The 24,694-nt window shown below is 62.7% G+C and carries 17 protein-coding genes; 12 read left to right on the forward strand and 5 right to left on the reverse strand.

The genetic code is table 11. The features are described 5' to 3' along the window. Positions 1 to 70: 70 nt before the first annotated feature. The 3 genes from FS777_RS13260 to FS777_RS13270 form a co-directional block, all read right to left on the reverse strand. The gene (locus FS777_RS13260) at positions 71 to 1,435 is read right to left on the reverse strand and encodes an MFS transporter (RefSeq protein WP_058638335.1); all 1,365 of its coding nucleotides are present in this window, start codon (positions 1,433 to 1,435) and stop codon (positions 71 to 73) included. Between the two features lie 102 nt (positions 1,436 to 1,537). After that, positions 1,538 to 2,449: a 5-dehydro-4-deoxyglucarate dehydratase gene (gene kdgD, locus FS777_RS13265; protein WP_078478530.1), complete on the reverse strand. Its 912-nt coding sequence runs from the start codon at positions 2,447 to 2,449 to the stop codon at positions 1,538 to 1,540. Between the two features lie 287 nt (positions 2,450 to 2,736). Then, on the reverse strand, positions 2,737 to 3,546 hold the full coding sequence (locus tag FS777_RS13270; protein ID WP_058605392.1) for a gamma-glutamyl-gamma-aminobutyrate hydrolase family protein: 810 nt from the start codon (positions 3,544 to 3,546) through the stop codon (positions 2,737 to 2,739). A 428-nt stretch (positions 3,547 to 3,974) separates the two neighbouring features. Between FS777_RS13270 and FS777_RS13275 the strand changes: the two genes are divergently transcribed. From FS777_RS13275 to FS777_RS13315, 9 genes are all read left to right on the forward strand, one after another. Next, the gene (locus FS777_RS13275; protein ID WP_078478531.1) at positions 3,975 to 5,000 is read left to right on the forward strand and encodes an Ldh family oxidoreductase; all 1,026 of its coding nucleotides are present in this window, start codon (positions 3,975 to 3,977) and stop codon (positions 4,998 to 5,000) included. Between the two features lie 148 nt (positions 5,001 to 5,148). Next, the gene (locus FS777_RS13280; protein ID WP_078478532.1) at positions 5,149 to 6,345 is read left to right on the forward strand and encodes an amino acid aminotransferase; all 1,197 of its coding nucleotides are present in this window, start codon (positions 5,149 to 5,151) and stop codon (positions 6,343 to 6,345) included. Positions 6,346 to 6,658: 313 nt separating this feature from the next. Continuing rightward, positions 6,659 to 7,939 carry a serine/threonine transporter gene (locus FS777_RS13285; protein ID WP_078478533.1) on the forward strand — a complete coding sequence of 427 codons (1,281 nt, stop codon included), beginning with the start codon at positions 6,659 to 6,661 and terminating at the stop codon, positions 7,937 to 7,939. Positions 7,940 to 8,092: 153 nt separating this feature from the next. Then, positions 8,093 to 8,593 carry a thiol peroxidase gene (gene tpx / locus FS777_RS13290; protein ID WP_058638331.1) on the forward strand — a complete coding sequence of 167 codons (501 nt, stop codon included), beginning with the start codon at positions 8,093 to 8,095 and terminating at the stop codon, positions 8,591 to 8,593. 218 nt (positions 8,594 to 8,811) lie between these two features. Further along, a complete protein-coding gene (locus FS777_RS13295; protein WP_058638330.1) occupies positions 8,812 to 10,086 on the forward strand; it encodes an MdtA/MuxA family multidrug efflux RND transporter periplasmic adaptor subunit in 1,275 nt (424 codons plus the stop codon). Next, positions 10,083 to 13,178 carry an MdtB/MuxB family multidrug efflux RND transporter permease subunit gene (locus FS777_RS13300; RefSeq protein WP_145255940.1) on the forward strand — a complete coding sequence of 1,032 codons (3,096 nt, stop codon included), beginning with the start codon at positions 10,083 to 10,085 and terminating at the stop codon, positions 13,176 to 13,178. Before FS777_RS13295 ends, FS777_RS13300 begins: the two co-directional genes overlap by 4 nt. A 31-nt stretch (positions 13,179 to 13,209) precedes the next feature. Beyond that, entirely contained in the window at positions 13,210 to 16,317 is a 3,108-nt protein-coding gene (locus FS777_RS13305; protein ID WP_058605399.1) for an efflux RND transporter permease subunit, read from the forward strand. Further along, on the forward strand, positions 16,314 to 17,801 hold the full coding sequence (locus tag FS777_RS13310) for an efflux transporter outer membrane subunit (protein WP_144964976.1): 1,488 nt from the start codon (positions 16,314 to 16,316) through the stop codon (positions 17,799 to 17,801). Before FS777_RS13305 ends, FS777_RS13310 begins: the two co-directional genes overlap by 4 nt. Positions 17,802 to 17,946: 145 nt before the next feature. Then, positions 17,947 to 20,019 carry a bifunctional diguanylate cyclase/phosphodiesterase gene (locus FS777_RS13315; protein ID WP_145255943.1) on the forward strand — a complete coding sequence of 691 codons (2,073 nt, stop codon included), beginning with the start codon at positions 17,947 to 17,949 and terminating at the stop codon, positions 20,017 to 20,019. On the opposite strand, the gene FS777_RS13320 is transcribed toward FS777_RS13315, so the two are convergent. Next, positions 20,016 to 20,276: a DUF1652 domain-containing protein gene (locus FS777_RS13320; RefSeq protein WP_058638326.1), complete on the reverse strand. Its 261-nt coding sequence runs from the start codon at positions 20,274 to 20,276 to the stop codon at positions 20,016 to 20,018. The two genes, FS777_RS13315 and FS777_RS13320, sit on opposite strands and share 4 nt — an antisense overlap. A 306-nt stretch (positions 20,277 to 20,582) precedes the next feature. Further along, positions 20,583 to 21,230, reverse strand: a complete 648-nt coding sequence (locus tag FS777_RS13325; RefSeq protein WP_145255946.1) for a DUF1345 domain-containing protein — start codon at positions 21,228 to 21,230, stop codon at positions 20,583 to 20,585. A 230-nt stretch (positions 21,231 to 21,460) separates the two neighbouring features. Between FS777_RS13325 and pgm the strand changes: the two genes are divergently transcribed. From pgm to FS777_RS13340, 3 genes are all read left to right on the forward strand, one after another. After that, entirely contained in the window at positions 21,461 to 23,098 is a 1,638-nt protein-coding gene (gene pgm, locus FS777_RS13330; protein WP_145255949.1) for a phosphoglucomutase (alpha-D-glucose-1,6-bisphosphate-dependent), read from the forward strand. Positions 23,099 to 23,176: 78 nt separating this feature from the next. Then, complete coding sequence (locus tag FS777_RS13335) at positions 23,177 to 23,689, forward strand: sigma-70 family RNA polymerase sigma factor (protein WP_145255952.1); 513 nt, start codon at positions 23,177 to 23,179, stop codon at positions 23,687 to 23,689. Continuing rightward, positions 23,686 to 24,642 carry a FecR domain-containing protein gene (locus tag FS777_RS13340; protein ID WP_145255955.1) on the forward strand — a complete coding sequence of 319 codons (957 nt, stop codon included), beginning with the start codon at positions 23,686 to 23,688 and terminating at the stop codon, positions 24,640 to 24,642. Before FS777_RS13335 ends, FS777_RS13340 begins: the two co-directional genes overlap by 4 nt. The last annotated feature ends 52 nt before the right edge of the window (positions 24,643 to 24,694 follow it).

A 24,694-nucleotide genomic window follows, 5' to 3' on the forward strand; every position in this document is an offset into this window, starting at 1 on the left:
GCCCTATTGTTCAGGTTCTCAGGCTTTTGTACGTGCGTGCGCACGGGCTAGTCCGTGCGCACGTGCTCAATCAGTGACGCGGGCTGGCAAGCTGGGCATCCGGCACTGACGCCGGCTTGGACTCAGGCGACTCTTCGCGCAGCTCGATTCGCTTGATGGGGCCGACGATCACCAGGTAGCTCAGTACTGCCACCAGCGCGTTGGCGCCCACATAGACCAGCGCCCACTTGAACGAGCCGGTGGCGCTGATGATGTAGCCAATCACGATAGGCGTTGTGATCGAGGCGATGTTGCCGAAGGTATTGAACAGCCCGCCGGACAGGCCGGCGATCTGCTTGGGGGAGGTGTCGGCCACCACTGCCCAGCCCAACGCACCTATGCCTTTGCCGAAGAAAGCGAGGGTCATGAAGCCCACCACCATCCATTCGGCATCGACGTAGTTGCAGAACACCATGGTGGTGGACAACATCAGGCCGCACACGATGGGCAGTTTGCGCGAGAAGGTCAGCGAATGGCCGCGGCGCAGCAGCCAGTCCGAGATCACGCCGCCCAGTACCCCACCGATGAAGCCACAGATGGCTGGCAGCGAAGCGATGAACCCTGCTTTGAGGATGGTCATGCCCCGTTCCTGAACCAGGTACACCGGGAACCAGGTCAGGAAGAAGTAGGTGATGGCGTTGATGCAGTACTGGCCAAGGTACACACCCAGGAGCATGCGGCTGGTCAGCAATTGCTTGATGTAGCCCCACTTGGGCCCGTCGTTGCCGCGCTTGTGGTCCATGTCCACCAAGCCGCCGTTCTGCTCGATGTGTTCAAGCTCGGCGGGGCTGATACGCGGGTGCTGGCGGGGGTTGTAGATGGTCTTGAGCCATATGATCGAGAAAAGGATGCCCAGCACGCCCATGACCACGAACACATGCTCCCAGCCGAAGCTGAACACGATCCAGCCCATCAGCGGTGCGAACAGGGCAGTGGCAAAATACTGCGCCGAGTTGAAGATCGCCGAGGCCGTGCCGCGCTCCTGGGTCGGAAACCAGGCGGCGACGATGCGGGCGTTGCCGGGGAACGACGGCGCTTCGGCAAAACCGACCAGAAAACGCAGGGTAAACAGAGTGACCACTGCCCAGGCCACCGGCAGGCCGCCGACGAAGCCTTGCAGCAAGGTGAACAGTGACCAGGTGAAGATGCTGAATGCATAGACGTTTTTTGAGCCGAAGCGATCGAGCAACCATCCGCCGGGGATCTGTCCGGCCACATAGGCCCAGCCGAAGGCCGAGAATATGTAGCCCAGGGTGACGGCGTCGATGCCCAGGTCTTTTTGCAGGCTCGACCCTGCAATGGCGATGGTTGCGCGGTCGGCGTAGTTGATCGTGGTCACCACGAACAGCATGAACAGGATCAGGTAGCGCACATGCGTTTTCTTCGTCGCTTGCATGCTGGTAGTACTCCCACTAGTTATTGTTGTGCGGGGTCTTCGATTTATGCCGGAGTAAGACGAGCCCACTCCGGACGCGGCGCTGGCAGGCGCCGCGAGGGTTTACTGCGGCCCCATCTTGTCCATCAGGGCCGCAAGCATTTCGTACTCATCGGGGCTCAGGTCGGTCAGTGGGGCACGAACCGGGCCTGCATCATGGCCGGCAATGCGGGCACCCGCCTTGACGATGCTGACGGCGTAACCGGCCTTGCGGTTACGAATGTCCAGGTAGGGCAGGAAGAAGTCGTCGATCAGCTTGGCCACGGTGGCATGATCGTCCCGGGCAATGGCGTGGTAGAAGTCCATGGCGGTCTTGGGGATGAAGTTGAATACCGCCGATGAATACACCGGCACGCCCAGCGCTTTGTACGCCGCAGCGTAAACTTCGGCAGTCGGTAGCCCGCCCAGGTAGCTGAAACGCTCACCCAGCCGGCGGCGGATCGACACCATCAGTTCAATGTCACCCAAGCCGTCCTTGTAGCCGATCAGGTTCGGGCACCGCTCGGCCAATTGTTCGAGCAAGGTGGCGTTGAGGCGACAGACGTTGCGGTTATAGACCACCACCCCGATGTTGACCGACTGGCACACGGCCTCTACATGGGCGGCGACGCCATCCTGGCTGGCTTCGGTGAGGTAGTGCGGCAGCAACAGCAACCCCTTGGCACCCAGGCGCTCGGCTTGCTGCGCATACTCGATGGCCTGGCGGGTTGCACCACCAACGCCCGCCAGGATAGGTACCGACGTGGCGCAGGTGTCCACCGCTGTCTTGATGACCTGGCTGTATTCGCTGGCAGCCAGGGAGAAGAATTCGCCCGTACCCCCGGCGGCGAACAGCGCACTTGCGCCGTATGGGGCCAACCATTCCAGGCGTTTGATGTAGCCGGCCTGATTGAAATCGCCCTGCGCATCGAAGTCGGTGACAGGAAACGACAGCAAGCCGTGGGAGAGGATGGATTTCAGTTCTTGTGGGTTCATTGTTATAGGCATCCAGACGCTTGGGTGGGAGTGATGCGGTGTATGTGAGGTAAGTTATCGTACAACCTCTTTCAAGACCAGTCCCTTAGGGAGGTTTTTTTGGTCGGGCTGATTTAAGGGTGGCGTCGATGACTCGCCATGGCGGGGTGATAGCGTGCGGCAGGGGCCGTGGACAGCGGGTTCTGCTGTCAGGTCATCGTATCTCTAGGGTTAGGCAGTTGCATCCACAAACGACTGGGGCGGCCTTGCGCCGCCCCATGCTTTACTGCTCGCATGCGTGCGAGTGATCAGGCAGCCTGTTGAGGCTTGCCCTGTACCTTGCGCACGTGCGCTCTACACGCATCGCCAAACGCCTGGAAGATCTTGATCGAATCAGGATTCTTGGCAGCTTGCCACTCTGGGTGCCATTGCACGGCAAAGAGAAAGGGCGAAAGGCTCGGGGCATGAATGGCCTCGACGAGCCCGTCTTCGGCGTGGGCAATAGCTTCGATGCCCTTGCCCAGGTTGCGCAGCCCTTGGCCGTGCAGGGAGTTGACGCGAATCTCATCCGTGCCAAGGGTGTCGCGCAGCCAGCTACCGGGCTTGATCTTCACGCTGTGGGCCTGCGCGTACTGCACCTCGACAGGGTCTTCCGGGTTTTCGCGGTGATCATTGAAGCCAGGCTCGGCGTAGACCTTCTGATAGATGTCCCCGCCCAGCGCCACGTTGATTTCCTGCATGCCCCGGCACACGCCGAAGATGGGCAGGCCGCGCTTGATTGCGGCCTTGACCAGCGGAATGTCGAACAGGTCGCGGTTCTTGTCCTGGCCCTTGCCCGGGGTCTCGTTCTCCTGGCCATACAGCGCTGGGTCGATGTTGCTGCCCGCACCCGTCAAGTACACGCCGTCGGCCATGTCCAGGTAGGTCTCCAGTGCCTCGGTGCCACAGCAGGTGGGCACCAGGACCGGGACGCAATCGGCGAAGTCGACCAGCGGGGTGATGTATTTGTGGGTCATGACTTGGTAGTCATGGCCTTTGCGCTCTTGGGTACCCATGGTCATCAGAACGATGGGTTTGCGCAGGGAAGGTTGCTTGTTGCCAATGTTGCTGTTGGACATATGTCACCTTGGGACAGGTTGAACCTGTCGTTGTTGTGCAGGTGCAAGGCGCGCGGCGCTGGTGCAACCTGGGGCCCCGAGCACTGCCGACTCGTCGGCGTCGACGATGTCGGTCGGGACTTGGTGTTAGATTGCCAGAGCCGTTTGATATGTCAAACGGCTGCAGCCGGTCTCTAAGCCCGGATTGCGGGGTCGACCGGGCTATAAGTCAGCGCCGGCGTGGGTTTGGCTGGGGCGAGGGTCAATAATACTTAACGACGCAGTCGACTCATTGCAGCGGCGCAATGATCCACGGGTTTCATGTGCTAGCCGTTGAGGTTGTGAGGTTGATCTGACCGGATCGCGTGGCCCTGCCAGCATGCGTGGGTTAGTCTGCTGAGCTGTTGCGGTGCAGCTCAACCCTCCATGATCAGAAGAAGGATAGTTTGATGGCCATTCCCACCCGCGAGCCCGTCGTGCATGTTCCCTTTGCTGAGCTCAAAGCCTTGCTTGAGTCGATCTTCGAACGACATGGCTGCACACCGGCAGTGGCTCGGGTTCTGGCCGCCAACTGTGCCAGCGCCGAGCGTGATGGCGCCCATAGCCATGGCGTGTTCCGCATGCCCGGCTACGTCTCGACCTTGGCCAGCGGTTGGGTGGACGGCAAGGCTACGCCCGAGATCAGTGATCTGGCGGCCGGCTACATTAGCGTCGATGCGCGGGGTGGTTTTGCGCAGCCTGCACTGGCGGCTGCCCGGGACTTGATGGTAGCCAAGGCGCGTGCTGCTGGGATCGCAGTGCTGGCCATCTACAATTCCCACCATTTCGCCGCATTGTGGCCGGACGTGGAACCGTTCGCCGAACAGGGCCTGGTTGCCCTGAGCGTGGTCAACAGCATGACCTGCGTCGTACCTCACGGTGCACGCAAGCCGGTATTCGGGACCAACCCGATCGCCTTCGCTGCGCCCTGCGAAGGGCATCCGCCCATCGTATTCGACATGGCGACCAGCGCGATGGCCCATGGCGATGTGCAGCTGGCAGCCCGCGCCGGGGAGGCAGTGGCCCTGGGGGTAGGCGTGGACGGGCAGGGCCAGGTGACTCAGGACCCGGCCAAGATCCTGGACGGCGGTGCCCTGCTTCCGTTCGGCGGGCACAAGGGCTCAGCCCTGTCGATGATGGTAGAGCTGCTGGCAGCTGCACTCACCGGCGGGCATTTTTCGTGGGAGTTCGACTGGTCCGGCCATCCCGGGGCCAAGACGCCGTGGACGGGGCAGTTGCTGATCGTCATCGACCCGCAGGTTGCACAAGGTCAACGGTTCGCCCAGCGCAGTCGCCTGCTGCTGGAGCAAATGGAGGCGGCCGGTGTCAGCCGCATGCCAGGTGCGCGGCGGCACTTGGAGCGTGAGCGGGCGCAGCGCGAAGGGGTGGCGATCACCGCCAGTGCCCTGCAGGCGTTGCGCGATCTGCTCACCTGATCGCGGCCGGGCAGGGTAGGCGGACCCGCGCCCGATCATGCAGTGTTGCATATCCCCCTTGCACGATAGTTGGTGCCCATTCCCAGCCAGTACGGGTATGCTCTTGGCTGCCTTTTTGACTCGCCCTGATCCCAAGGAGCTGCACGCTGTGTTCAAACATGTCGAAGCCTACGCCGGCGACCCGATCCTCTCGTTGATGGAAACCTTCAAGGCCGATCCGCGCGCCGACAAAGTCAACCTGAGCATCGGCCTTTACTACGACGAAGCCGGAGTAGTGCCGCAGCTCGCTGCAGTGGATGCAGTGGAAAAGCGCATCGCAGGTCAGGATCACGATGCTTCGCTGTACCTGCCGATGGAAGGCCTTGCCAGCTACCGCCAGGCCATTCAGGCCCTGCTGTTCGGTGCCGACCATCCGGCGGTTGCTGGCGGTCGCGTGGCGACGGTGCAGACCGTCGGTGGTTCCGGGGCCCTGAAGGTCGGTGCCGACTTCCTCAAGCGTTATTTCCCGCAGGCGCAAGTCTGGGTCAGCAACCCTACCTGGGACAACCATCGCGCCATCTTCGAGGGTGCAGGTTTCACCGTTAACACCTACCCGTACTTCGACCAGGCCACCCGTGGCGTGGACTTCGAGGGCATGCTTGCCACGTTGCACACTTTGCCTGCCAACAGTGTGGTGCTGCTGCACCCCTGCTGCCACAACCCGACGGGTGCCGACCTGGATCAGGGCCAGTGGCAGCAAGTGGTAGAGGTGGTCAAGGCCCGCCAGTTGATCGCCTTCCTGGACATCGCCTACCAAGGGTTTGCCCAGGGTCTGGTCGAAGACGTGTTCGCCATCCGCGAGATGGCCAGCGCAGGCGTGCCATGCCTGGTCAGCAACTCGTTCTCCAAGATCTTCTCCCTATATGGGGAGCGTGTGGGCGGCCTGTCGGTGGTTTGCGACGATGCAGCCACGGCGCAGAGCGTGCTCGGCCAGCTGAAGGCCACCGTGCGCCGCAATTATTCCAGCCCGCCCAACTTCGGCGCCCAACTGGTCGCAGGCGTGCTCAACGATCCCGCCCTCAATGCCCAGTGGGCTGCGGAAGTAGAGGTGATGCGCACCCGCATCCTGGACATGCGCCAGGCGCTGGTCGATGCGCTGGGTGTGCTGCTGCCGGGGCGTGATTTCCAGTTCCTGCTGCGTCAGCGGGGCATGTTCAGTTACACCGGCTTTAGCGTGGAGCAGGTGCGCCGTTTGCGCGATGAGTTTGGCGTTTACCTGATCGACAGTGGCCGCGTGTGCATGTCAGGCCTGCGGCCGGCGAACCTGCAGCGGGTTGCCGAGGCCTTCGCGGCTGTACATCAGTAAGCACCCCAGGCTTGACGTTTTGCAGCAACCCTCGCCGAGGCCGCCCTGTGGCTTCGGCGATTGCCTTTCCATTTCCGCATTCCGTGCTCACGGACGCCTGTGCCAGCCAGGGCCTTCTCCACGCGGAGCGTGCTGGGCCGCCCGGCTGCACCTACCGCTTGTACAGACAAGTGCAACCGCCCCTCCGAAAAAGGCTTCGCAAGTGCAACCTTTCCGTGCACAATCGCGCCCCTCTTTTTCCGGTTGAGTAGGGCGCAGCCAACGCTTCGTCATTCTCAGCCTGTTGCAGTCTTGCGAGTGGAGCGTCACCCGGATGAATGAGCAGGCCTCAAGCGTAGAACAGCGTTACGAACAAACGACCGCCGCCAGCCTCGGCAAATGGGCCCGGCAGGACACCACCTGGATGCTCGGCCTATTTGGCACCGCCATTGGCGCAGGTACGCTTTTCCTGCCGATCAATGCCGGCCTTGGCGGGTTCTGGCCGTTGCTGGTGCTGGCGGTGCTGGCCTTCCCGATGACGTACTACGCCCACCGCGGGCTGACCCGGTTCGTGCTTTCGGGGCGCGAAGGGGCAGACATCACCGACGTGGTAGAACAACACTTCGGCATCAAGGCTGGCGCCTTGATCACAGTCCTGTACTTCTTTGCCATCTTCCCCATCCTGCTCATTTACAGTGTGGCCCTGACCAATACCGTCAGCAGCTTCATGGAGCACCAGCTGCACATCGCGCCTCCACCCCGTGCGCTGCTGTCATTTGTGCTGATCCTGGGCCTGCTCGCGATCGTACGCTGCGGCGAACAGGCCACGGTCAAGGTCATGAGCCTGTTGGTCTATCCGTTCATCGTGGCCCTGGCGCTGCTGGGCCTGTACCTGATCCCGCACTGGACCGGTGGTATTCTTGACAGCGCCCACACGGTGCCCAGCGGTTCGGCCTTCCTGCATACGGTATGGCTGGCCATCCCGGTGATGGTGTTCTCGTTTAACCATTCCCCTATCATCTCGGCCTTCGCGGTCGACCAGAAACGCCGCTATGGCGATCATGCAGACGCGCGCAGCGGCCAGATCCTGGCACGTGCGCACCTGCTAATGGTGGCCATGGTGCTGTTTTTCGTCTTCAGCTGCGTGCTGACCCTCGATAGCGCGCAACTGGCCGAAGCCAAGGCGCAGAACCTGTCGATCCTGTCGTACCTGGCCAACCATTTCAGCAACCCGACCATCGCCTTTGCCGCGCCCTTGATCGCCTTCGTCGCTATCGCCAAGTCATTCCTGGGCCATTACATCGGCGCCAGCGAAGGCCTCAAGGGCATCATCGGCAAGACTGGCGCGCGCCCGGGTGCCAAGGCCCTGGACCGCGTGGTGGCGGCGCTGATGCTGGTGGTGTGCTGGATCGTTGCCACGCTCAACCCCAGCATCCTGGGCATGATCGAGTCCCTCGGCGGCCCGATCATCGCAGTGTTGCTGTTCCTGATGCCCATGTATGCCATTCGCCGCGTGCCTGCCATGCGCAAGTACAGCGGGGCGCTGTCGAACGTGTTCGTCACCGTGATCGGCCTGGTCGCCCTGACTTCGGTCGTCTACGGCCTCTTGGCCTAAGCCTGCAGCAGCAGGCCCGCCCCGGTGCCCGGCAAGTGCGCCAGGGCGGGCCGTTGCCACACCGGCAACAAATTCACCTTGCCCCATAGGCACATGCTGGCCGTCATGGTTAACTCGTGATCCTTTTCCCAACCCAAGATCGAGGATTTCGTCATGGCTCAAGTGACTCTCAAAGGCAACCCCGTCCAGGTCAATGGCTCGCTGCCACAGGTTGGCGCCCAGGCGCCGGCGTTTTCCCTGGTAGGCGAGGGGCTGGCCGACAAGTCGCTCAAGGACTTCGCTGGCAAGCGCAAGGTGCTGAACATCTTCCCAAGTGTCGATACGCCTACCTGCGCCACGTCCGTGCGCAAGTTCAATGCCCAGGCCAATGACCTGGCCAACACTGTCGTACTGTGCGTTTCCGCCGACCTGCCATTTGCCCAGGCTCGCTTCTGCGGCGCCGAAGGCCTGGAAAACGTCAAGAACCTGTCCACCATGCGTGGCCGTGAGTTCCTTGAGCAGTATGGTGTGGCCATCGCCGACGGCCCCTTGGCTGGGCTGGCTGCCCGCGCCGTCGTGGTACTGGACGAGCACGACAAGGTGCTGCACAGCGAGCTGGTAGCTGAAATCGCCGACGAGCCCGACTACGAGGCAGCCCTTGCCGCATTGAAGTGACGGCGCCGGGCAGGGATCGAACCTTCCGCCTGCCCATCGCTCCAAGCTATACCCTGTAACGGCCCGGAACGCTTTTCCGGGCCGTTTTCGTTTAAAGTTCAGGGTCTTGGCAACGTCAGGCAAAGGTAAACCTCTGGTAAAGGCGCTTTGCTTGGCCGTCGACAGTGCTTATCGTTCACCCTCCTGAATCGTCAATCCGAACAAGGTTCGTTCAACCCATGCAAGCGCCAAAATCCCGTTCTCCCCGTCGCTGGCTCGTCACGCTGCTGATCGTGTTGCTGGTCGCAGTGCTGGCCTGGTGGCTATGGCCTGCCACGCCAGCCACCGACCAGGCTGCTGGAGGGCCGGGCGGCAAAAGCGGGCGGCCCGGTTTCGGCGGGTCTACTGACCCGGTCCCGGTGAGGGTGGAACCTGCACGGGTGGGCGATTTCCCGCTTTACTACAAGGCGCTTGGCACGGTGACCGCGACCAATACCGTGAATGTGCGCAGCCGTGTAGGCGGTGAGCTGGTCAAGATTCACTTCAAGGAAGGGCAGCAGGTAAAGGCCGGTGACTTGCTTGCCGAAATCGACCCGCGTGCCTACCGCATCGCCCTGCAACAGGCCGAGGGCACCCTGGCCCAGAACCAGGCGCAACTGAAGAATGCCCAGGTCGACGTCGCTCGCTACAAAGGGCTGTATGCCGAGGACAGTATCGCCAAGCAAACCCTGGACACCGCTCAGGCACAGGTGGCCCAGTTCCAGGGGCTGGTCAAGACCAACCAGGCACAGGTCAACGATGCGCGCCTGAACCTTGAATTCACCCAGATTCGCGCGCCGATCAGCGGCCGCGTCGGCCTGCGCCAGCTCGACCTGGGCAACCTGGTGGCCGCCAACGACACCACAGCGCTGGTGGTGATCACCCAGACCGAGCCGATCAACGTGGCGTTCACGCTGCCGGAAACCGAACTGGGTACCGTTCTTGAACGCTATCGCACCGGCGCCAGCCTGCCTGTGGAGGCGTGGGATCGGAGCGACAGCAAGCTGCAGGCCACCGGCGTGCTGGGCAGCATCGACAACCAGATCGACACTGCCACTGGCACCCTCAAGTTCAAGGGCCGCTTCGAGAACAAGGACCTGGCCCTGTTCCCCAACCAGTTCGTCAACGTGCGCCTGCTTGCCGATACGCTCAAGCAGGTGGTGCTGGCGCCAGCCGCCGCCATTCAGTTCGGTAACGACGGGACGTTCGCCTATGTGATCAACGGCGAAAATACCGTCAACGTGCGCAAGCTGAAGGTCGGCCCCAGCGACGGTGAAAACAGCGTGATCCTCGACGGCCTGGCGGCCGGTGATCGCCTGGTGCTCGAAGGCACCGACCGCCTGCGTGAAGGCACCAAGGTGGAAGTGGTCGATGACAGCGCCCAGGTGCCCACCACGCCAGGCCAGCATTTGCAGGGCCAGGAAAGCAATGCGCCGGGCCAGGCTGATAGCACCGCAGGCAAGGCGGGCGCATGAACCTCTCGCGCCTGTTCATCCTGCGGCCAGTCGCAACGACCTTGACCATGCTGGCCTTGGTGCTGGCCGGTTTGATCGCCTACCGCATGCTGCCTGTCGCCGCGCTGCCGCAGGTCGATTACCCCACGATTCGCGTCATGACCCTGTACCCCGGGGCAAGCCCCCAGGTGATGACCAGTGCCGTCACCGCGCCACTTGAACGTCAGTTCGGCCAGATGCCCGGCCTTGAACAGATGGCCTCGACCAGTTCAGGGGGCGCGTCGGTCCTGACCCTGCGCTTCAACCTGGACATGAACATGGACGTGGCCGAGCAGCAAGTGCAGGCCGCGATCAACGCCGCCAGCAACCTGCTGCCCAGCGACCTTCCGGCCCCCCCGGTCTATAACAAGGTCAACCCGGCCGATACGCCAGTGCTGACGCTGGCCATCTCCAGCAAGACCATGCCGCTGCCCAAGCTCAACGATCTGGTCGACACCCGCGTGGCCCAGAAGCTGGCCCAGACCAGCGGGGTGGGCATGGTCAGCATCGCAGGGGGCCAGCGCCAGGCTGTGCGCATCAAGGTCAACGTGGATGCACTGGCGGCCAACGGGCTCAACCTGGAGGATGTCCGCACACTGATCGGGGCCTCCAACGTCAACCAGCCCAAGGGCAATTTCGATGGCCCTACACGCGTCTCGATGCTCGACGCTAATGACCAACTGCGCTCGCCCGAGGAATACGCCAACCTCATCCTGGCCTACAACAACGGCGCCCCGCTGCGTTTGAAGGATGTGGCGCAGATCGTCGACGGCGCGGAAAACGAACGGCTGGCGGCCTGGGCCAACCAGAATCACGCCGTGCTTCTGAATATTCAGCGTCAGCCAGGTGCCAACGTCATCGAGGTGGTGGACCGCATCAAGGACATGCTGCCCTCGATCACCGACAACCTGCCCGCCGGCCTGGACGTGTCCGTGCTCACCGACCGTACCCAGACCATCCGCGCCGCCGTGCGCGACGTTCAGCATGAACTGCTGATCGCCATCGCCCTGGTGGTAATGGTCACCTTCCTGTTCCTGCGGCGGGTCAGCGCTACGATCATTCCTTCGATCGCCGTGCCGCTGTCATTGGTCGGCACCTTCGCCGTCATGTACCTGGCAGGGTTTTCCATCAACAACCTCACCCTGATGGCGCTGACCATCGCCACCGGTTTTGTGGTGGACGATGCGATCGTGATGCTGGAGAACATTTCACGGCATATCGAGGAAGGCGAAACGCCGCTGCAGGCGGCGCTCAAAGGCGCCAGGCAGATTGGCTTTACCTTGATTTCGCTGACCTTCTCGCTGATCGCCGTACTGATCCCGCTGTTGTTCATGGCCGATGTAGTAGGGCGCCTGTTCCGGGAGTTCGCCATCACCCTGGCGGTGGCCATCCTGATTTCCCTGGTGGTCTCGCTGACCCTGACGCCGATGATGTGTGCCCGCCTGCTCAAGCGCGAACCCACCCCAGATGAGCAAGGCCGTTTCTACCGGGCCAGCGGTGCCTGGATCGACTGGTTGATCAAACACTACGCCAGCGCCCTGCAATGGGTACTCAAGCGCCAGCCCCTGACCCTGCTGGTGGCGGTGGCAAGCCTGGCGTTGACGGTGCTGCTGTACATGGTGGTGCCCAAGGGGTTCTTCCCGGTCCAGGACACGGGCGTCATTCAGGGCATCTCCGAAGCACCCCAGTCCACCTCGTTCGCGGCCATGAGCGACCGGCAGCAGGCCCTGAGCCGCGTCATCCTGCAGGACCCTGCCGTGCAGAGCCTCTCGTCCTACATTGGCGTGGACGGCGACAACGCCACCCTCAACAGCGGCCGTATGCTCATCAACCTCAAGCCACATGGGGAGCGCGATGTCACTGCAAGCGATGTCGTCAAGCGCTTGCAACCCCAGCTCGACAAGCTGGTGGGCATCCGCCTGTTCATGCAGCCGGTGCAGGATTTGAGTATCGAGGACCGGGTCAGCCGCACGCAGTACCAGTTCACATTGTCATCGCCCGATGCCGAACTGCTGGGGCAGTGGAGTGGCAAACTGGTCCAGGCCCTGAACCTGCGCCCCGAGCTTGCCGATGTGGCCAGTGACCTGCAGGAGAATGGCTTGCAGGTGTACCTGGTGATCGACCGGGACATGGCCAGCCGGCTGGGCATCAGCGTGTCGCAGATCACCAACGCGCTCTACGATGCCTTCGGCCAGAGGCAGATTTCGACTATCTACACCCAGGCCAGCCAATACCGGGTGGTGCTGCAGTCGCGAGACGCGGCCGTGATCGGTCCCCAGGCACTGGAGTCGATCCACGTCAAGGCCAGTGATGGCGGGCAGGTGCGTCTGTCGGCGCTGGCGCGCATCGAGCAGCGCCAGGCGCAGCTGGCCATTTCTCACATCGGTCAGTTCCCGGCGGTCACCTTGTCATTCAACCTGGGGCAGGGCGCCTCGCTGGGCAAAGCCGTGCAGGTGATCGAGCAGGTTCAGCAGGACATCGGCATGCCGTTGGGCATCCAGACCCGGTTCCAGGGCGCGGCGCAGGCGTTCCAGGCATCTCTGTCGAGCACCTTGCTGCTGATTCTCGCGGCGGTGGTGACCATGTACATCGTGCTGGGTGTGCTCTATGAGAGCTACATCCACCCGGTGACCATCCTCTCGACGCTGCCTTCGGCTGCCGTGGGCGCCTTGCTGGCGCTGTTGATCAGTGGCAACGACCTGGGCATGATCGCCATCATCGGCATCATCCTGCTGATCGGTATCGTCAAGAAAAACGCCATCATGATGATCGACTTCGCGCTCGAAGCCGAACGTCACCAGGGCATGAGCCCGCGCGATGCCATCTACCAGGCCGCGCTGCTGCGGTTCCGGCCAATCCTCATGACCACGCTGGCGGCCCTGTTCGGAGCCGTGCCGTTGATGTTGGCCACCGGGTCCGGCGCCGAACTGCGCCAACCCCTGGGCCTGGTGATGGTGGGTGGGCTGCTCGTGAGCCAGGTGCTGACGCTATTCACCACGCCGGTCATCTACCTGTACTTCGACCGGCTGGGGCGTCGTTTCGGCAAGCGCGACCTGGCGCAGGAACCGGTATGAATACGCGCAGCGCTTCAGTAGGGGCGGCCCGATGAACCTGTCTGCGCCATTCATCCGCAGGCCCGTGGCAACCATGCTGTTGAGCCTGGCGATCATGCTGCTGGGCGCGGTCAGCTTCGGTCTGTTGCCGGTCTCGCCGCTGCCGCAGATGGATTTCCCGGTGATCGTGGTGTCGGCCAACCTGCCGGGTGCGAGCCCCGAAGTCATGGCCTCGACCGTGGCAACGCCGCTTGAGCGCAAGCTGGGCAGCATTGCCGGGGTTACCACATTGACCAGCAGTTCCAACCAGGGCTCAACGCGGGTCATCATTGGCTTTGAACTTGGCCGAGACATCGACGGCGCTGCGCGCGAGGTGCAGGCTGCAATCAATGCCACCCGCAATCTGCTGCCCAGCGGCATGCGCAGCATGCCGACCTACAAGAAGATCAATCCGTCCCAGGCGCCGGTCATGGTCCTGTCGCTGACCTCCAGTGTGCTGCAGAAAGGGCAGCTGTACGATTTGGCCGATACCATCCTGTCCCAAAGCCTGGCCCAGGTGCCGGGCGTGGGCGAGGTGCAGATCGGTGGCAGTTCGCTGCCGGCCGTGCGCATTTCGGTCGAGCCACAGTTGCTGAACCAGTACGGCCTGGCGCTGGACGAGGTGCGTACCGCGGTGGCCAATGCCAACCAGCGCCGGCCCATGGGTTTTGTCGAGGATGCCGAGCGCAATTGGCAGGTGCGGGCCAACGACCAGTTGGAAAGCGCCAAGGATTACGGGCCGCTCGTGATTCGCCAGGAGAACGGCACGGTTCTTCGGCTATCGGATGTGGCAACCATCACCGATGGCGTCGAAAACCGCTACAACAGTGGCTTTTTCAATGACCAGAGCGCGGTATTGCTGGTCGTGAACCGGCAGGCAGGTGCCAACATCATTGCCACTGTGGAGCAGATCAAGTCGCAGTTGCCTGCCCTGCAATCGCTACTTCCGGCGAGCGTCGAGCTGAACGTGGCCATGGACCGTTCGCCGGTGATCAAGGCCACACTCAAGGAGGCGGAGCATACCTTGCTGATCGCCGTGGTGCTGGTAATCCTGGTGGTCTACCTGTTCCTCGGCAGCCTGCGTGCTTCACTGATTCCCAGCCTGGCGGTGCCGGTGTCGCTGGTTGGCACCTTCGCGGTCATGTACCTGTGCGGCTTCTCGCTCAACAACTTGTCGCTGATGGCGCTGATCCTGGCGACCGGCCTTGTGGTGGACGATGCCATTGTCGTGCTGGAGAACATCTCCCGGCATATCGAGGACGGGCAGCCACCGATGAAGGCGGCCTTCCTGGGCGCCAAGGAGGTCGGCTTCACCCTCCTGTCGATGAACGTGTCACTGGTGGCCGTGTTCGTGTCGATCCTGTTCATGGGCGGCATCGTGCGCAGCTTGTTCCAGGAATTTTCCATCACCCTGGCGGCCGCCATCATGGTTTCGTTGCTGGTGTCGCTAACCCTTACCCCCATGCTGTGTGCCCGTTGGCTGACTGCGCACCAGGCCGAACAGACTCGCCTGCAACGGTGGAGCGATGCCGTGCACCGGCGCATGGTTGCCGGCTATGACCGCAGCCTGGGCTGGGCGCTGCGGCATCGGCGCCTGACCCTGATCAGCCTGCTGGTGACCATTGCGGTCAACGTGGCGCTGTACGTCGTGGTGCCCAAGACACTGATGCCCCAGCAGGATACCGGCCAGCTCATGGGTTTCATCCGCGGTGATGACGGCCTGTCGTTCAGCGTCATGCAGCCCAAGATGGAAACCTACCGGCGCGCCTTGCTGGCAGACCCTGCCGTACAGAGTGTTGCAGGCTTCATCGGCGGCAACAGCGGTACCAACAACGCCATGGTGCTGGTCAGGCTCAAGCCCATCAGCGAACGCAAGCTCGATGCCCAGAAGGTGATCGAACGCCTGCGTAAGGAAATGCCCAAGGTGCCTGGCGGGCGGCTGTTCCTGATGGCCGATCAGGACTTGCAACTGGGCGGTGGCGGGCGTGATCAATCGTCCTCGCAGTACCTGTATACCTTGCAGAGCGGCGACCTGGCAGCCTTGCGCCAGTGGTTCCCCAAGGTCGTCGCGGCCATGCGCGCCTTGCCCGAGCTGACCGCCATCGACGCACGCGACGGGGCGGGCACCCAGCAGGTGACGCTGGTGGTGGACCGCGACCAGGCCAAGCGCCTGGGCATCGACATGCAGATGGTCACCACCGTGCTGAACAATGCCTACAGCCAGCGGCAGATCTCCACCATCTATGACAGCCTCAACCAATATCAGGTAGTGCTGGAGATCAACCCGAAATACGCCTGGGACCCCAGTACCCTGGAGCAGGTGCAGGTGATTACCGCCGAGGGCGCACGGGTGCCGCTGTCGACCATCGCGCACTATGAGAACAGCCTGGCCAACGACCGGGTCAGCCACGAAGACCAGTTCGCCTCCGAGGACATCGCCTTCGACGTCGCCGAAGGCTACAGCACCGACCAGGCGCTGGCGGCAGTCGAGCGTGCCGTGGCCAAGCTCGGCCTTCCGGAAGGGGTGATCGCCAAGCTTGGCGGCACCGCCGATGCCTTCACCAAGACCGCACAGGGGCAGCCCTTCATGATTCTAGGCGCACTGGTGCTTGTGTACCTGGTACTCGGGATTCTGTACGAGAGCTACATCCACCCCCTGACCATCTTGTCCACGCTGCCCTCGGCCGGCGTCGGTGCCTTGTTGGCGCTGTATGTGACCGGTGGCGAATTCAGCCTGATCTCCCTGCTGGGGCTGTTCCTGTTGATCGGGGTGGTAAAGAAAAATGCCATCTTAATGATCGACCTGGCCCTGCAACTTGAACGTCACCAGGGGCTGTCGCCTGAGGAATCCATTCGCCGCGCATGCCTGCTGCGCCTGCGCCCAATCCTGATGACGACGCTGGCGGCCATTCTCGGCGCCTTGCCGCTGCTGCTGAGCCAGGCAGAAGGGGCGGAGATGCGTCAGCCGCTGGGGCTGACCATCATCGGCGGCCTGGTCTTCAGCCAGGTCCTGACCCTCTACACGACGCCTGTGGTCTATCTGTATCTGGACCGCTTGCGTCACCGCTACAACCGTTGGCGCGGTGTGCGCACCGACGCGGCCTTGGAAAACCCGCTATGACTTTTGCCCAGACTCCGCTTCATCGTGCCCTGCAAGTGCTCAGCCGTGTTCGCGGCTCGCGTTTGCTGGGGGCAGCCTTGGGGGCCGCCTTGCTCAGCGCCTGTACATTGGCCCCGGACTATCACCGTCCGGAAATGACCGGCACGGCGCAATTCAAGCATGCCGAAGGCTGGACGCAGGCAACGCCTTCTGACGCCATCGCCCGTGGTGCCTGGTGGGAGATCTATGGCGACGCGCAACTCAACGCACTGGTCGATGAGCTCAATCGCAACAACCAGAGTGTGGCGCAAGCCGAGGCGCAGTATCGCCAGGCCCAGGCGCTGGTGCGCAGCAGCCGCGCCGGACTGTTTCCAAGTCTCGACCTGAGCGTGGCCAAGAACAGGTCGGCCCAGGGCACTGGCAGTTCCAGCTCAAGCCTGTCCAATAACAGCAGCGGCATTCGGGACACTTACAACGCCCAGTTGGGAGTCAGCTGGGAAATCGACTTGTGGGGTAAGTTGCGCGAGACGCTCAATGCCAACCAGGCCAGTGCTCAGGCCAGCCTGGCCGACCTTGCCGCCATGCGCTTGAGCCAGCAGTCGGAGCTGGTGCAGAACTACCTGCAACTGCGCGTCATCGACGAGCAGAAGCGCCTGCTGCAAGCCACGGTGGCCGCCTACGAGCGCTCGCTGCGGATGAATCAGAACCAATACCGCGCAGGTATCGCCGGCCCCGACGCGGTGGCCCAGGCGCGCACCCAGCTCAAGAGCACCGAGGCTGACCTGATCGACCTGATCTGGCAGCGCGCCCAGTTCGAGAACGCTATTGCCGTGCTGCTGGGCAAGACGCCTGCGCAATTTGCCCTGGCCGACAGCCAGGCGATTCCTGCATTGCCGCAAATTCCGGTGGCGCTGCCATCGCAACTGCTCGAGCGGCGGCCCGACATCGCCGCTGCCGAGCGCAATGTGATGGCTGCCAACGCCAATATCGGCGTATCGCGCGCGGCCTATTTTCCGGATTTCAGCCTGAGCCTGAACGGCGGTTACTCAAGCAGCAGCTTCAACAACTGGATCGAGTTGCCCAACCGCTACTGGTCGGTCGGCCCACAGCTTGCGCTCACCCTGTTCGATGCAGGCAGGCGCAGCGCCGAGGTGGACCGTACCGTAGCCGTATACGATCAGACGGTCGCCCAGTACCGCCAGACCGTGCTGGATGGTTTCAAGGAGGTGGAGAACCTGCTGGTGCAACTGAAGGTGTACGGGGACGAAGCCGTGGTGCGCCAGGAGGCCCTGGAGGCCGCCCGCGAGTCGCTGCGGCTTACGGAAAATCAATACAAAGCCGGCTTGATCGGCTATCTGGATGTGGTCAATGTTCAGGCCACCGCGCTGAGCAACGAGCGCAGTGTGCTCAACCTGTTGCAGGGACGCTTGGTCGCCAGTGTCCAATTGGTGGCAGCGCTGGGCGGTGGCTGGGATGCACGAGGGGCATTCGCCGATCAGGATTGATGCGTAACCTTTGACCCATGTCGTCGCACAGACCTGCTGTCGACATGGCCATTTGCTATGCCGAAACACCGTGCGTTTTACCCAAGCTTGAGTACAATGGTCGGCCTTTCGTGCCTACCTCTGCCGGCTCCTGGTACTCCGCAAAATGCTGACCGCTAGCTACTCCTCTTCGCTGGTGTTGATTTCCTTGTGCGTGGCCATCCTGGCGTCCTACACGGCCCTGGACCTTGCTGGACGTATTGCCACCGCCAGGGGGTATGCCGCCTCGCTGTGGATGATCGGCGGGGCGCTGGCCATGGGAACCGGCATCTGGTCGATGCATTTTGTCGGCATGCTCGCCTTGCAGCTGCCAATCGAGCTGGGCTATGACCTGACGTTGACCGCATGCTCGCTGCTGATCGCGGTGCTGTCCTCGGGCTTCGCCCTCTGGCTGGTCAGCCAGCCCAGCTTGCCCGCCCTGCAGCTTGCCCTCGGCGCGCTCATCATGGGAGCCGGTATCGCCAGCATGCATTACACCGGCATGGCAGCGCTGCGCATGACACCCGGCATCGACTACGACCCGAGCCTGTTTCTGGCTTCGCTGCTGATCGCGGTGGGCGCTTCGGCGGCGGCGTTGTGGATCGCGTTCCGGCTGCGCAGACAGACCCCCTACGTGCGTCAAATCCGTGGGCTGGCAGCGGTGCTCATGGGGATCGCCATCGTCGGCATGCACTACACCGGTATGGCGGCCGCTGGTTTTCCCCAGGGCAGTTTCTGCGGTGCGCTGCCCGATGGCCTTGAGGGGGATGGCCTGGTATCGCTTGTCCTGATCACGACCTTTGCGGTGCTGCTGGTGGCTTTGCTGACCTCCGTGCTGGACGCGCGCCTCGAGGCCCGCACGGCGGCGCTGGCCAGGTCGCTGACCCTGGCCAACCAGGAGCTGACTCAGCTGGCATTGCACGACACGCTCACAGGCCTGCCCAATCGCAGCCTGCTGGCTGACCGCATCGAACTGGCCATCGCCAAGGTAGCCGAGCAGGGCGGTTGCTTTGCGCTGATGTTCATTGATCTGGACGGGTTCAAGCCGGTCAACGATGCCTTTGGCCATCATGCCGGAGACCTGCTGCTCAAAGCTGTGGCGACGCGATTGCGCGGGCACCTGCACAGCCAGGACACACTGGCGCGCATCGGCGGGGATGAGTTTGTGCTGTTGGTCGAGTTACAAGACCCGAGCGACGCCATGAACGTTGCCATCAAACAGGTAAACCTGGTTTCGCGGCCTTTCAAGGTGGCTGAGCATGACCTGCAGCTTTCGGCCAGCCTGGGTATCGTCCTGTACCCCGGCAACGGTCAGGACCAGCACGAACTGCTGCGCAACGCCGACGCTGCCATGTATCACGCCAAGCGGGTAGGCAAGAATGGCTACAGCTTTTTCGACGCCTCGATGAACAGCAATGCCCGGCAGCAGTTGCAGTTGGTGCAGGATTTGCGCCTGGCAGTGGCGGCGGGGCAATTTCGTCTGCATTACCAACCCAAGTTCGACGCCAAACAGTGTCAACCGATCGGCGCCGAGGCGCTGCTGCGTTGGGAGCATCCGCAGCACGGGCTCTTGGGCCCTGACCGTTTCATCAGCCTTGCGGAAAAGACCGGCCTGATCATTTCCATCGGTGACTGGGTATTGGACGAAGCATGTCGCCAGATGCGCCTGTGGCTGGATGAAGGTATCGAGGGTTGGCGGATCGCGGTCAACCTGTCGGCCATCCAGTTTTGCCACGCGGGGCTGCTCGATAGCGTGTCGCGCGCTCTGGAACGCCATGCAGTGCCCGCCAACTGCCTGACATTGGAGATCACCGAAACCACGGCGATGTCGGACGTGGAGGTGAGCCTGACTGTCCTTCAGCAGCTCTCGGACATGGGCGTAGACCTGTCAATTGACGACTTTGGTACAGGTTATTCCAGCCTGATGTACCTCAAGCGCTTGCCGGCCAACGAGCTGAAAATCGATCGAGGCTTTGTACGCGAGCTGGAGGATGAGGGTGAGGATGCGGCCATCGTGTCGGCCATCGTAGCATTGGGCCGCGCACTGGGGCTGCGAATCGTTGCAGAAGGGGTCGAGACCTCCGGTCAGCAAGCCTTCCTGACGCGGCTGGGCTGCGATGCGCTTCAGGGCTACCTGCTCGGCCGACCCGTGCCGGCCGAGCAGTTGCTGGAGTCGAGCCCTGGCCCGGCCATGGGTTAACTGGCGTTGCGCAGCAGGGGCGCGGGCTGGAAGGCTTCGAGTTCGGCTTCGACCGCTTCGATGATGCGCTCGACATCGCTGGCAGCCATGATGGCCATGCAGGGGATGCCCGCTATGGCCAGCAAGGTTTCGCCCGTGCTTCTGTCGAACAGCCGCGCTACCATGCTGCGCGGCGCATCCATGTTGGCTTCGAAGCCCAGAGGATGGAAGTGCCAGCGCATGACCTGGCAGGCGTTGGGGAAGGTCATCTTGTTCATCCGAGCCTCCTTGTACGTGACTGAAAGCTGGTGAAGGGCGGCCGCGTACTGTGGCTGCCGGGAAAGTAACCATAGCACCTGGTTGACGGCATTCTCACTTGCAAATGTGACAAATGTTGCAGGGCATGATCTGCAATACAGCGCAGAGGACTTTCAGAAGCAGGTCAAGGCGCATCTTCACATTTTGCCCCCCTGGCGAGCGCACCGAGCGCCCTGATCCAGGCCCGGCGTGGGTACGCGAGACGGGCTCTTGGAACCTATAGGGCCGAGTACGGCTTGAATTCGTGAAATCCGACCGGCGGACGGTCACCCAAGCAATCCAGCCGCAATATTGATGGTGAAACCGAGGATGGCGGTGTTGAACACGAACCCCACGAGCGAGTGGGCCAGTACCACCCGCCGCATCACTCTACCGGCTACGCCTACGTCGGATGTCTGAACGGCCACGCTGATGGTGAACGACACGTAGTGAAAGTCCCAGTAGTCCGGCTGGGTTTCTCTATCGGCGAAGCGTAAAGGCGGCGCCGTGGCCGTCTCTGCATAGAACAGCCGCGCATAGTGCAGGCTGAAGATGCAGCCGATCAGCAGCCAGGAGCCTGCGACGGTGAACCCGGTGTACAAGTAGTGAGCCGTCAATGCGCTGCCATGCAGCCCGCGGCTGGACACCAGCTGCAGTGTCACGGCAACCAGGCTGGCGATTGCCGCGATGCAGACGGTAAGCAGCACCAGGCCTGCGTTCTCGTCTTCGCTGTGGGCCACCCTGCGAACCTTTGCAGGGCTTGCGGTGCAGCTGAGCCAGAGTACCAGCATCAGGTACAACCAAACGCCAATGTTCCAACCCGCCAGCAGGCGTTGCACAGGGTCAGTGACAGGGACCAGCCAGGCGCCCAGCAACCCTACGCCTGTGGCCAAGCTCAATCTAGGATGGGTGCGCGTTAGACGATGGAAAGCCATGGTGCCTCACAGCAGGGGGTGTGCTCGACAAGGTTTCTGACCGCCTGGCGTGTGCCAAGATCCGCATGGGCAGGGCCTCGATACGCTCCCTGGGCAGCGCTGGCGGTAGGCGTCGAATTGCCCTTGAGCGATACCCACGGTTTCTTTCGTGCACTGCATCGCGCGCACTTGCAACTCTCAGTACACTGCACGCTCTAACCCCCACATTTCGCTGAACTCGAGGTTAATGCATGACGCTCAGTCCTTTGGCAGGCAAGCCGGCTCCAGCCAGCGTGCTGGTCGATATTCCCCGCCTACTCACGGCCTACTACACCGGTCGGCCGGATGCTGGCGTGGCGAGCCAGCGTGTCGCTTTCGGCACATCGGGGCACCGGGGTACTTCGCTCGAGTTGAGCTTCAACGAACACCATGTGCTGGCCATCACCCAGGCCATCTGCCTGTACCGCCAGGAAAAGGGCATCGATGGCCCGCTGTTCGTCGGTGCTGATACCCATGCGCTGTCGGCGCCTGCCGCGGCGAGTGCATTGGAAGTGCTGGCTGCCAACGGTGTACAGGTGATGTTGTCCAAGGACGACGAATACACCCCGACACCGGCGGTGTCCCACGCCATCCTCTGCTACAACCGTGGGCGCCAGGACGGCCTGGCCGACGGCGTGGTGATCACGCCCTCGCACAACCCGCCGCAAAGTGGTGGCTTCAAGTACAACCCGCCCAACGGCGGCCCGGCCGACAGCGACGTCACCAAGTGGATCGAAGCCAAGGCCAACGAATTGCTGGCAGCCGGGCTGGCAGGGGTCAAGCGTATCGACCACGCCCAGGCGCTGCAGGCCCCTACCACCCATCGTCACGACTACATCAGCCACTATGTGGCAGACCTGGAAAACGTCATCGACTTCGAGGTCATCCGTGCAGCCAAGCTGCGCTTGGGCGTGGACCCGCTGGGTGGGGCAGGGGTGCGCTACTGGTCGGCCATTGCCCAGCACTATCAACTGGACCTGGAAGTGGTGAACACCGAGGTCGACCCGACGTTCCGCTTCATGAGCGTCGACTGGGATGGCCAGATTCGCATGGACCCTTCGTCACCCTACGCCATGCAGGGCTTGATCGGCCTGCGCGAGCGCTTCGACGTGGCCTTTGCCTGCGACCCGGACCACGATCGCCATGGCATCGTCACGCCCGACGGCTTGCTGCAACCTAACAATTACCTGGCCGTTGCCATCGACTACCTGTACCGCAACCGTCCACAGTGGCGCACCGACGCGGCCGTCGGCAAGACGGTTGTGTCCAGCGGCCTGATCGATCGCGTGACCGAGCGGTTGGGCCGCGAGCTGTACGAAGTACCCGTGGGCTTCAAGTTCTTCGCCCAGGGTCTATTCGAGGGCTCGCTGGGCTTTGGTGGCGAAGAAAGTGCGGGTGCCTCGTTCCTGCGCCGCGACGGCTCGGTATGGGCAACCGACAAGGATGGCCTCATCCCGGCCTTGCTGGCTGCGGAGATGACCGCCCGGACGGGACGCAACCCGAGCCAGGCGTACGCCGAGCTGACCCAGGCGCTGGGCAAGCCGTTCGCCACCCGCGTCGAGGCCAAGGCCGATGCCCGCCAGAAAGGGTTGTTGAGCAAGCTTGCGGCTGAGCAGGTGACCTCTACCGAGCTTGCTGGAGAGCCGATCCTGCAGATCCTGAGCCACGCGCCGGGTAATGGGCAGGCGATCGGTGGTCTTAAGGTCATCACCGCCAATGGCTGGTTCGCGGCCCGCCCGTCTGGCACCGAGGACATCTACAAGATCTACGCGGAAAGTTTTGTCGACGAAGCCCACTTGCAACGATTGGTTCAGGAAGCCCAGGTGCTGGTGGATTCGGCCATTGCGTAAGCGGTGATAAAGGGCTTGGCCCTGCGATGAGATGTAAATTAGAATTAATCCTATTTACATCATCGCAGGGACTTGTCCATGTTCGAAGCCGCGCCGCCGCCCACGCAAAGCTTCCCTGACCTTTACCGGGAGCACCGTGGCTGGCTCGAAGGCTGGCTACGACGGCGCATGGGCAATGCCTGGGATGCGGCCGACCTGAGTCAGGATACCTTCCTTCGCGTGATGGCCAGCGCCCAGCCGTTGACCGACATCCGCGAGCCACGCGCCTACCTGCTGACGGTCGGCAAGCGACTTCTAAGCAACCTTCACCAACGCCGCAGCCTCGAGAAAGCCTACCTTGAGGCCCTGGTGCACCTGCCCGAACAGCACGCGCCTTCGCCCGAACAGCGCTGGTTGTTGCTCGAAACGCTGCAAGCGCTCGATCAATTGCTGGACGGTTTGAAGCCGGTCGTGCGCAAGGCTTTTCTGCTAAGCCAGCTCGAAGGGCTGAGCTACGCCGAAATCGCCAGCCGGCTTGGTGTTTGTGAGCGTTCGGTCAAGCGCTATATGGTGCAGGCCTACGAGCACTGCCTGTTGGCCGAACTTCAGTGAGCCCGCCTGTGCACCAACGGGAGGCGTTGCGCGAGGCCGCCCAGTGGCTGGCGCTCATCGATTCAGGCGATACCCGCGAGGCGGACTTGACCGGGCTTGAGCAGTGGCGGGGGCAAAGCGCTGTGCATGAGGCTGCCTGGCAGCAGGCGCTGCGCTTGCGTGAGCGCTTTACCGGGTTGCCTGCCAGTTTGGCCATGGCCACCCTTGACCGTCCCGATCACGGCCGACGTGCCGCGCTTGTTCAAATGCTCGGTTTGGCAGCGCTGGTGCCTACGGCTTGGTGGTTGAGCCGCGAATTGCCCCTTGAGGCCTGGGCTGCTGATCTGCGTACGGGTGTGGGTGAACGGCGGCTCATGACGCTGCGGGATGGCACTAAGGTGCAGTTGAACACCGACAGCGCTGTCGACGTGGACGCTGCCAATCATAGACTGTGGTTGCGACGCGGCGAAGTTTCAGTCGACACGCCTGGCCTTCAACCCCTGACCATCCAGGTGCCTTCAGGTCAGGTGACAGTGGGTGGTGCAACCCTTGGCCCGGGGCAGGTGTGCATCCGCCTGGTCGAACCAGGGTGTCAGGTTGCAGTTGTCCAGGGCCGGGCAGACGTTCAGCCGCTGAAAGGAGATCGCCTGCGCCTCACCGCCGGCCAGCAAGCTGCCGTTCTGGCGTCAGGTCTGCGAAATGTCGGTCCTCTTCAAGCTTGGCGACTGGGGTGGCGAGATGGCGTGTTGCGCCTGGACGATCAACGTCTAGGCGACCTGCTGGTGGAGTTGAGCCGCTATCGCCCAGGCGTGCTGCGCTGGGATCCGGCGCTGGACAGGCTCAGGGTGACCGGCACCTTCCGCCTGGATGACACCGACCGGGTATTGGCGCTGCTCGCCGCGAGCCTGCCGGTGCAGGTGGTGGCCCGTACCCGCTATTGGATCACGCTGGTGCCGCGAACAACGACTGCCTGAGGCTCGAACCCGAGCGCTGCGTTGCGGCGCATTGCACGTGATATCAACGCGA

It is taken from the genome of Pseudomonas sp. DE0157 (genome assembly GCF_007678615.1).
GTDB classification, from domain to species: Bacteria; Pseudomonadota; Gammaproteobacteria; order Pseudomonadales; family Pseudomonadaceae; genus Aquipseudomonas; species Aquipseudomonas parafulva_B.

Bases quoted from the DNA above. Each gene is read 5' to 3' on its own strand.
- FS777_RS13325 (WP_145255946.1), bottom strand. From the start codon at position 21,230: ATGGCTTTCCATCGTCTAACGCGCACCCATCCTAGATTGAGCTTGGCC.
- kdgD (WP_078478530.1), bottom strand. From the start codon at position 2,449: ATGAACCCACAAGAACTGAAATCCATCCTCTCCCACGGCTTGCTGTCG.
- FS777_RS13295 (WP_058638330.1), top strand. From the start codon at position 8,812: ATGCAAGCGCCAAAATCCCGTTCTCCCCGTCGCTGGCTCGTCACGCTG.
- FS777_RS13275 (WP_078478531.1), top strand. From the start codon at position 3,975: ATGGCCATTCCCACCCGCGAGCCCGTCGTGCATGTTCCCTTTGCTGAG.
- FS777_RS13315 (WP_145255943.1), top strand. From the start codon at position 17,947: ATGCTGACCGCTAGCTACTCCTCTTCGCTGGTGTTGATTTCCTTGTGC.
- FS777_RS13320 (WP_058638326.1), bottom strand. From the start codon at position 20,276: ATGAACAAGATGACCTTCCCCAACGCCTGCCAGGTCATGCGCTGGCAC.
- FS777_RS13305 (WP_058605399.1), top strand. From the start codon at position 13,210: ATGAACCTGTCTGCGCCATTCATCCGCAGGCCCGTGGCAACCATGCTG.
- pgm (WP_145255949.1), top strand. From the start codon at position 21,461: ATGACGCTCAGTCCTTTGGCAGGCAAGCCGGCTCCAGCCAGCGTGCTG.
- FS777_RS13335 (WP_145255952.1), top strand. From the start codon at position 23,177: ATGTTCGAAGCCGCGCCGCCGCCCACGCAAAGCTTCCCTGACCTTTAC.
- FS777_RS13300 (WP_145255940.1), top strand. From the start codon at position 10,083: ATGAACCTCTCGCGCCTGTTCATCCTGCGGCCAGTCGCAACGACCTTG.
- FS777_RS13260 (WP_058638335.1), bottom strand. From the start codon at position 1,435: ATGCAAGCGACGAAGAAAACGCATGTGCGCTACCTGATCCTGTTCATG.
- FS777_RS13270 (WP_058605392.1), bottom strand. From the start codon at position 3,546: ATGTCCAACAGCAACATTGGCAACAAGCAACCTTCCCTGCGCAAACCC.
- tpx (WP_058638331.1), top strand. From the start codon at position 8,093: ATGGCTCAAGTGACTCTCAAAGGCAACCCCGTCCAGGTCAATGGCTCG.
- FS777_RS13285 (WP_078478533.1), top strand. From the start codon at position 6,659: ATGAATGAGCAGGCCTCAAGCGTAGAACAGCGTTACGAACAAACGACC.
- FS777_RS13310 (WP_144964976.1), top strand. From the start codon at position 16,314: ATGACTTTTGCCCAGACTCCGCTTCATCGTGCCCTGCAAGTGCTCAGC.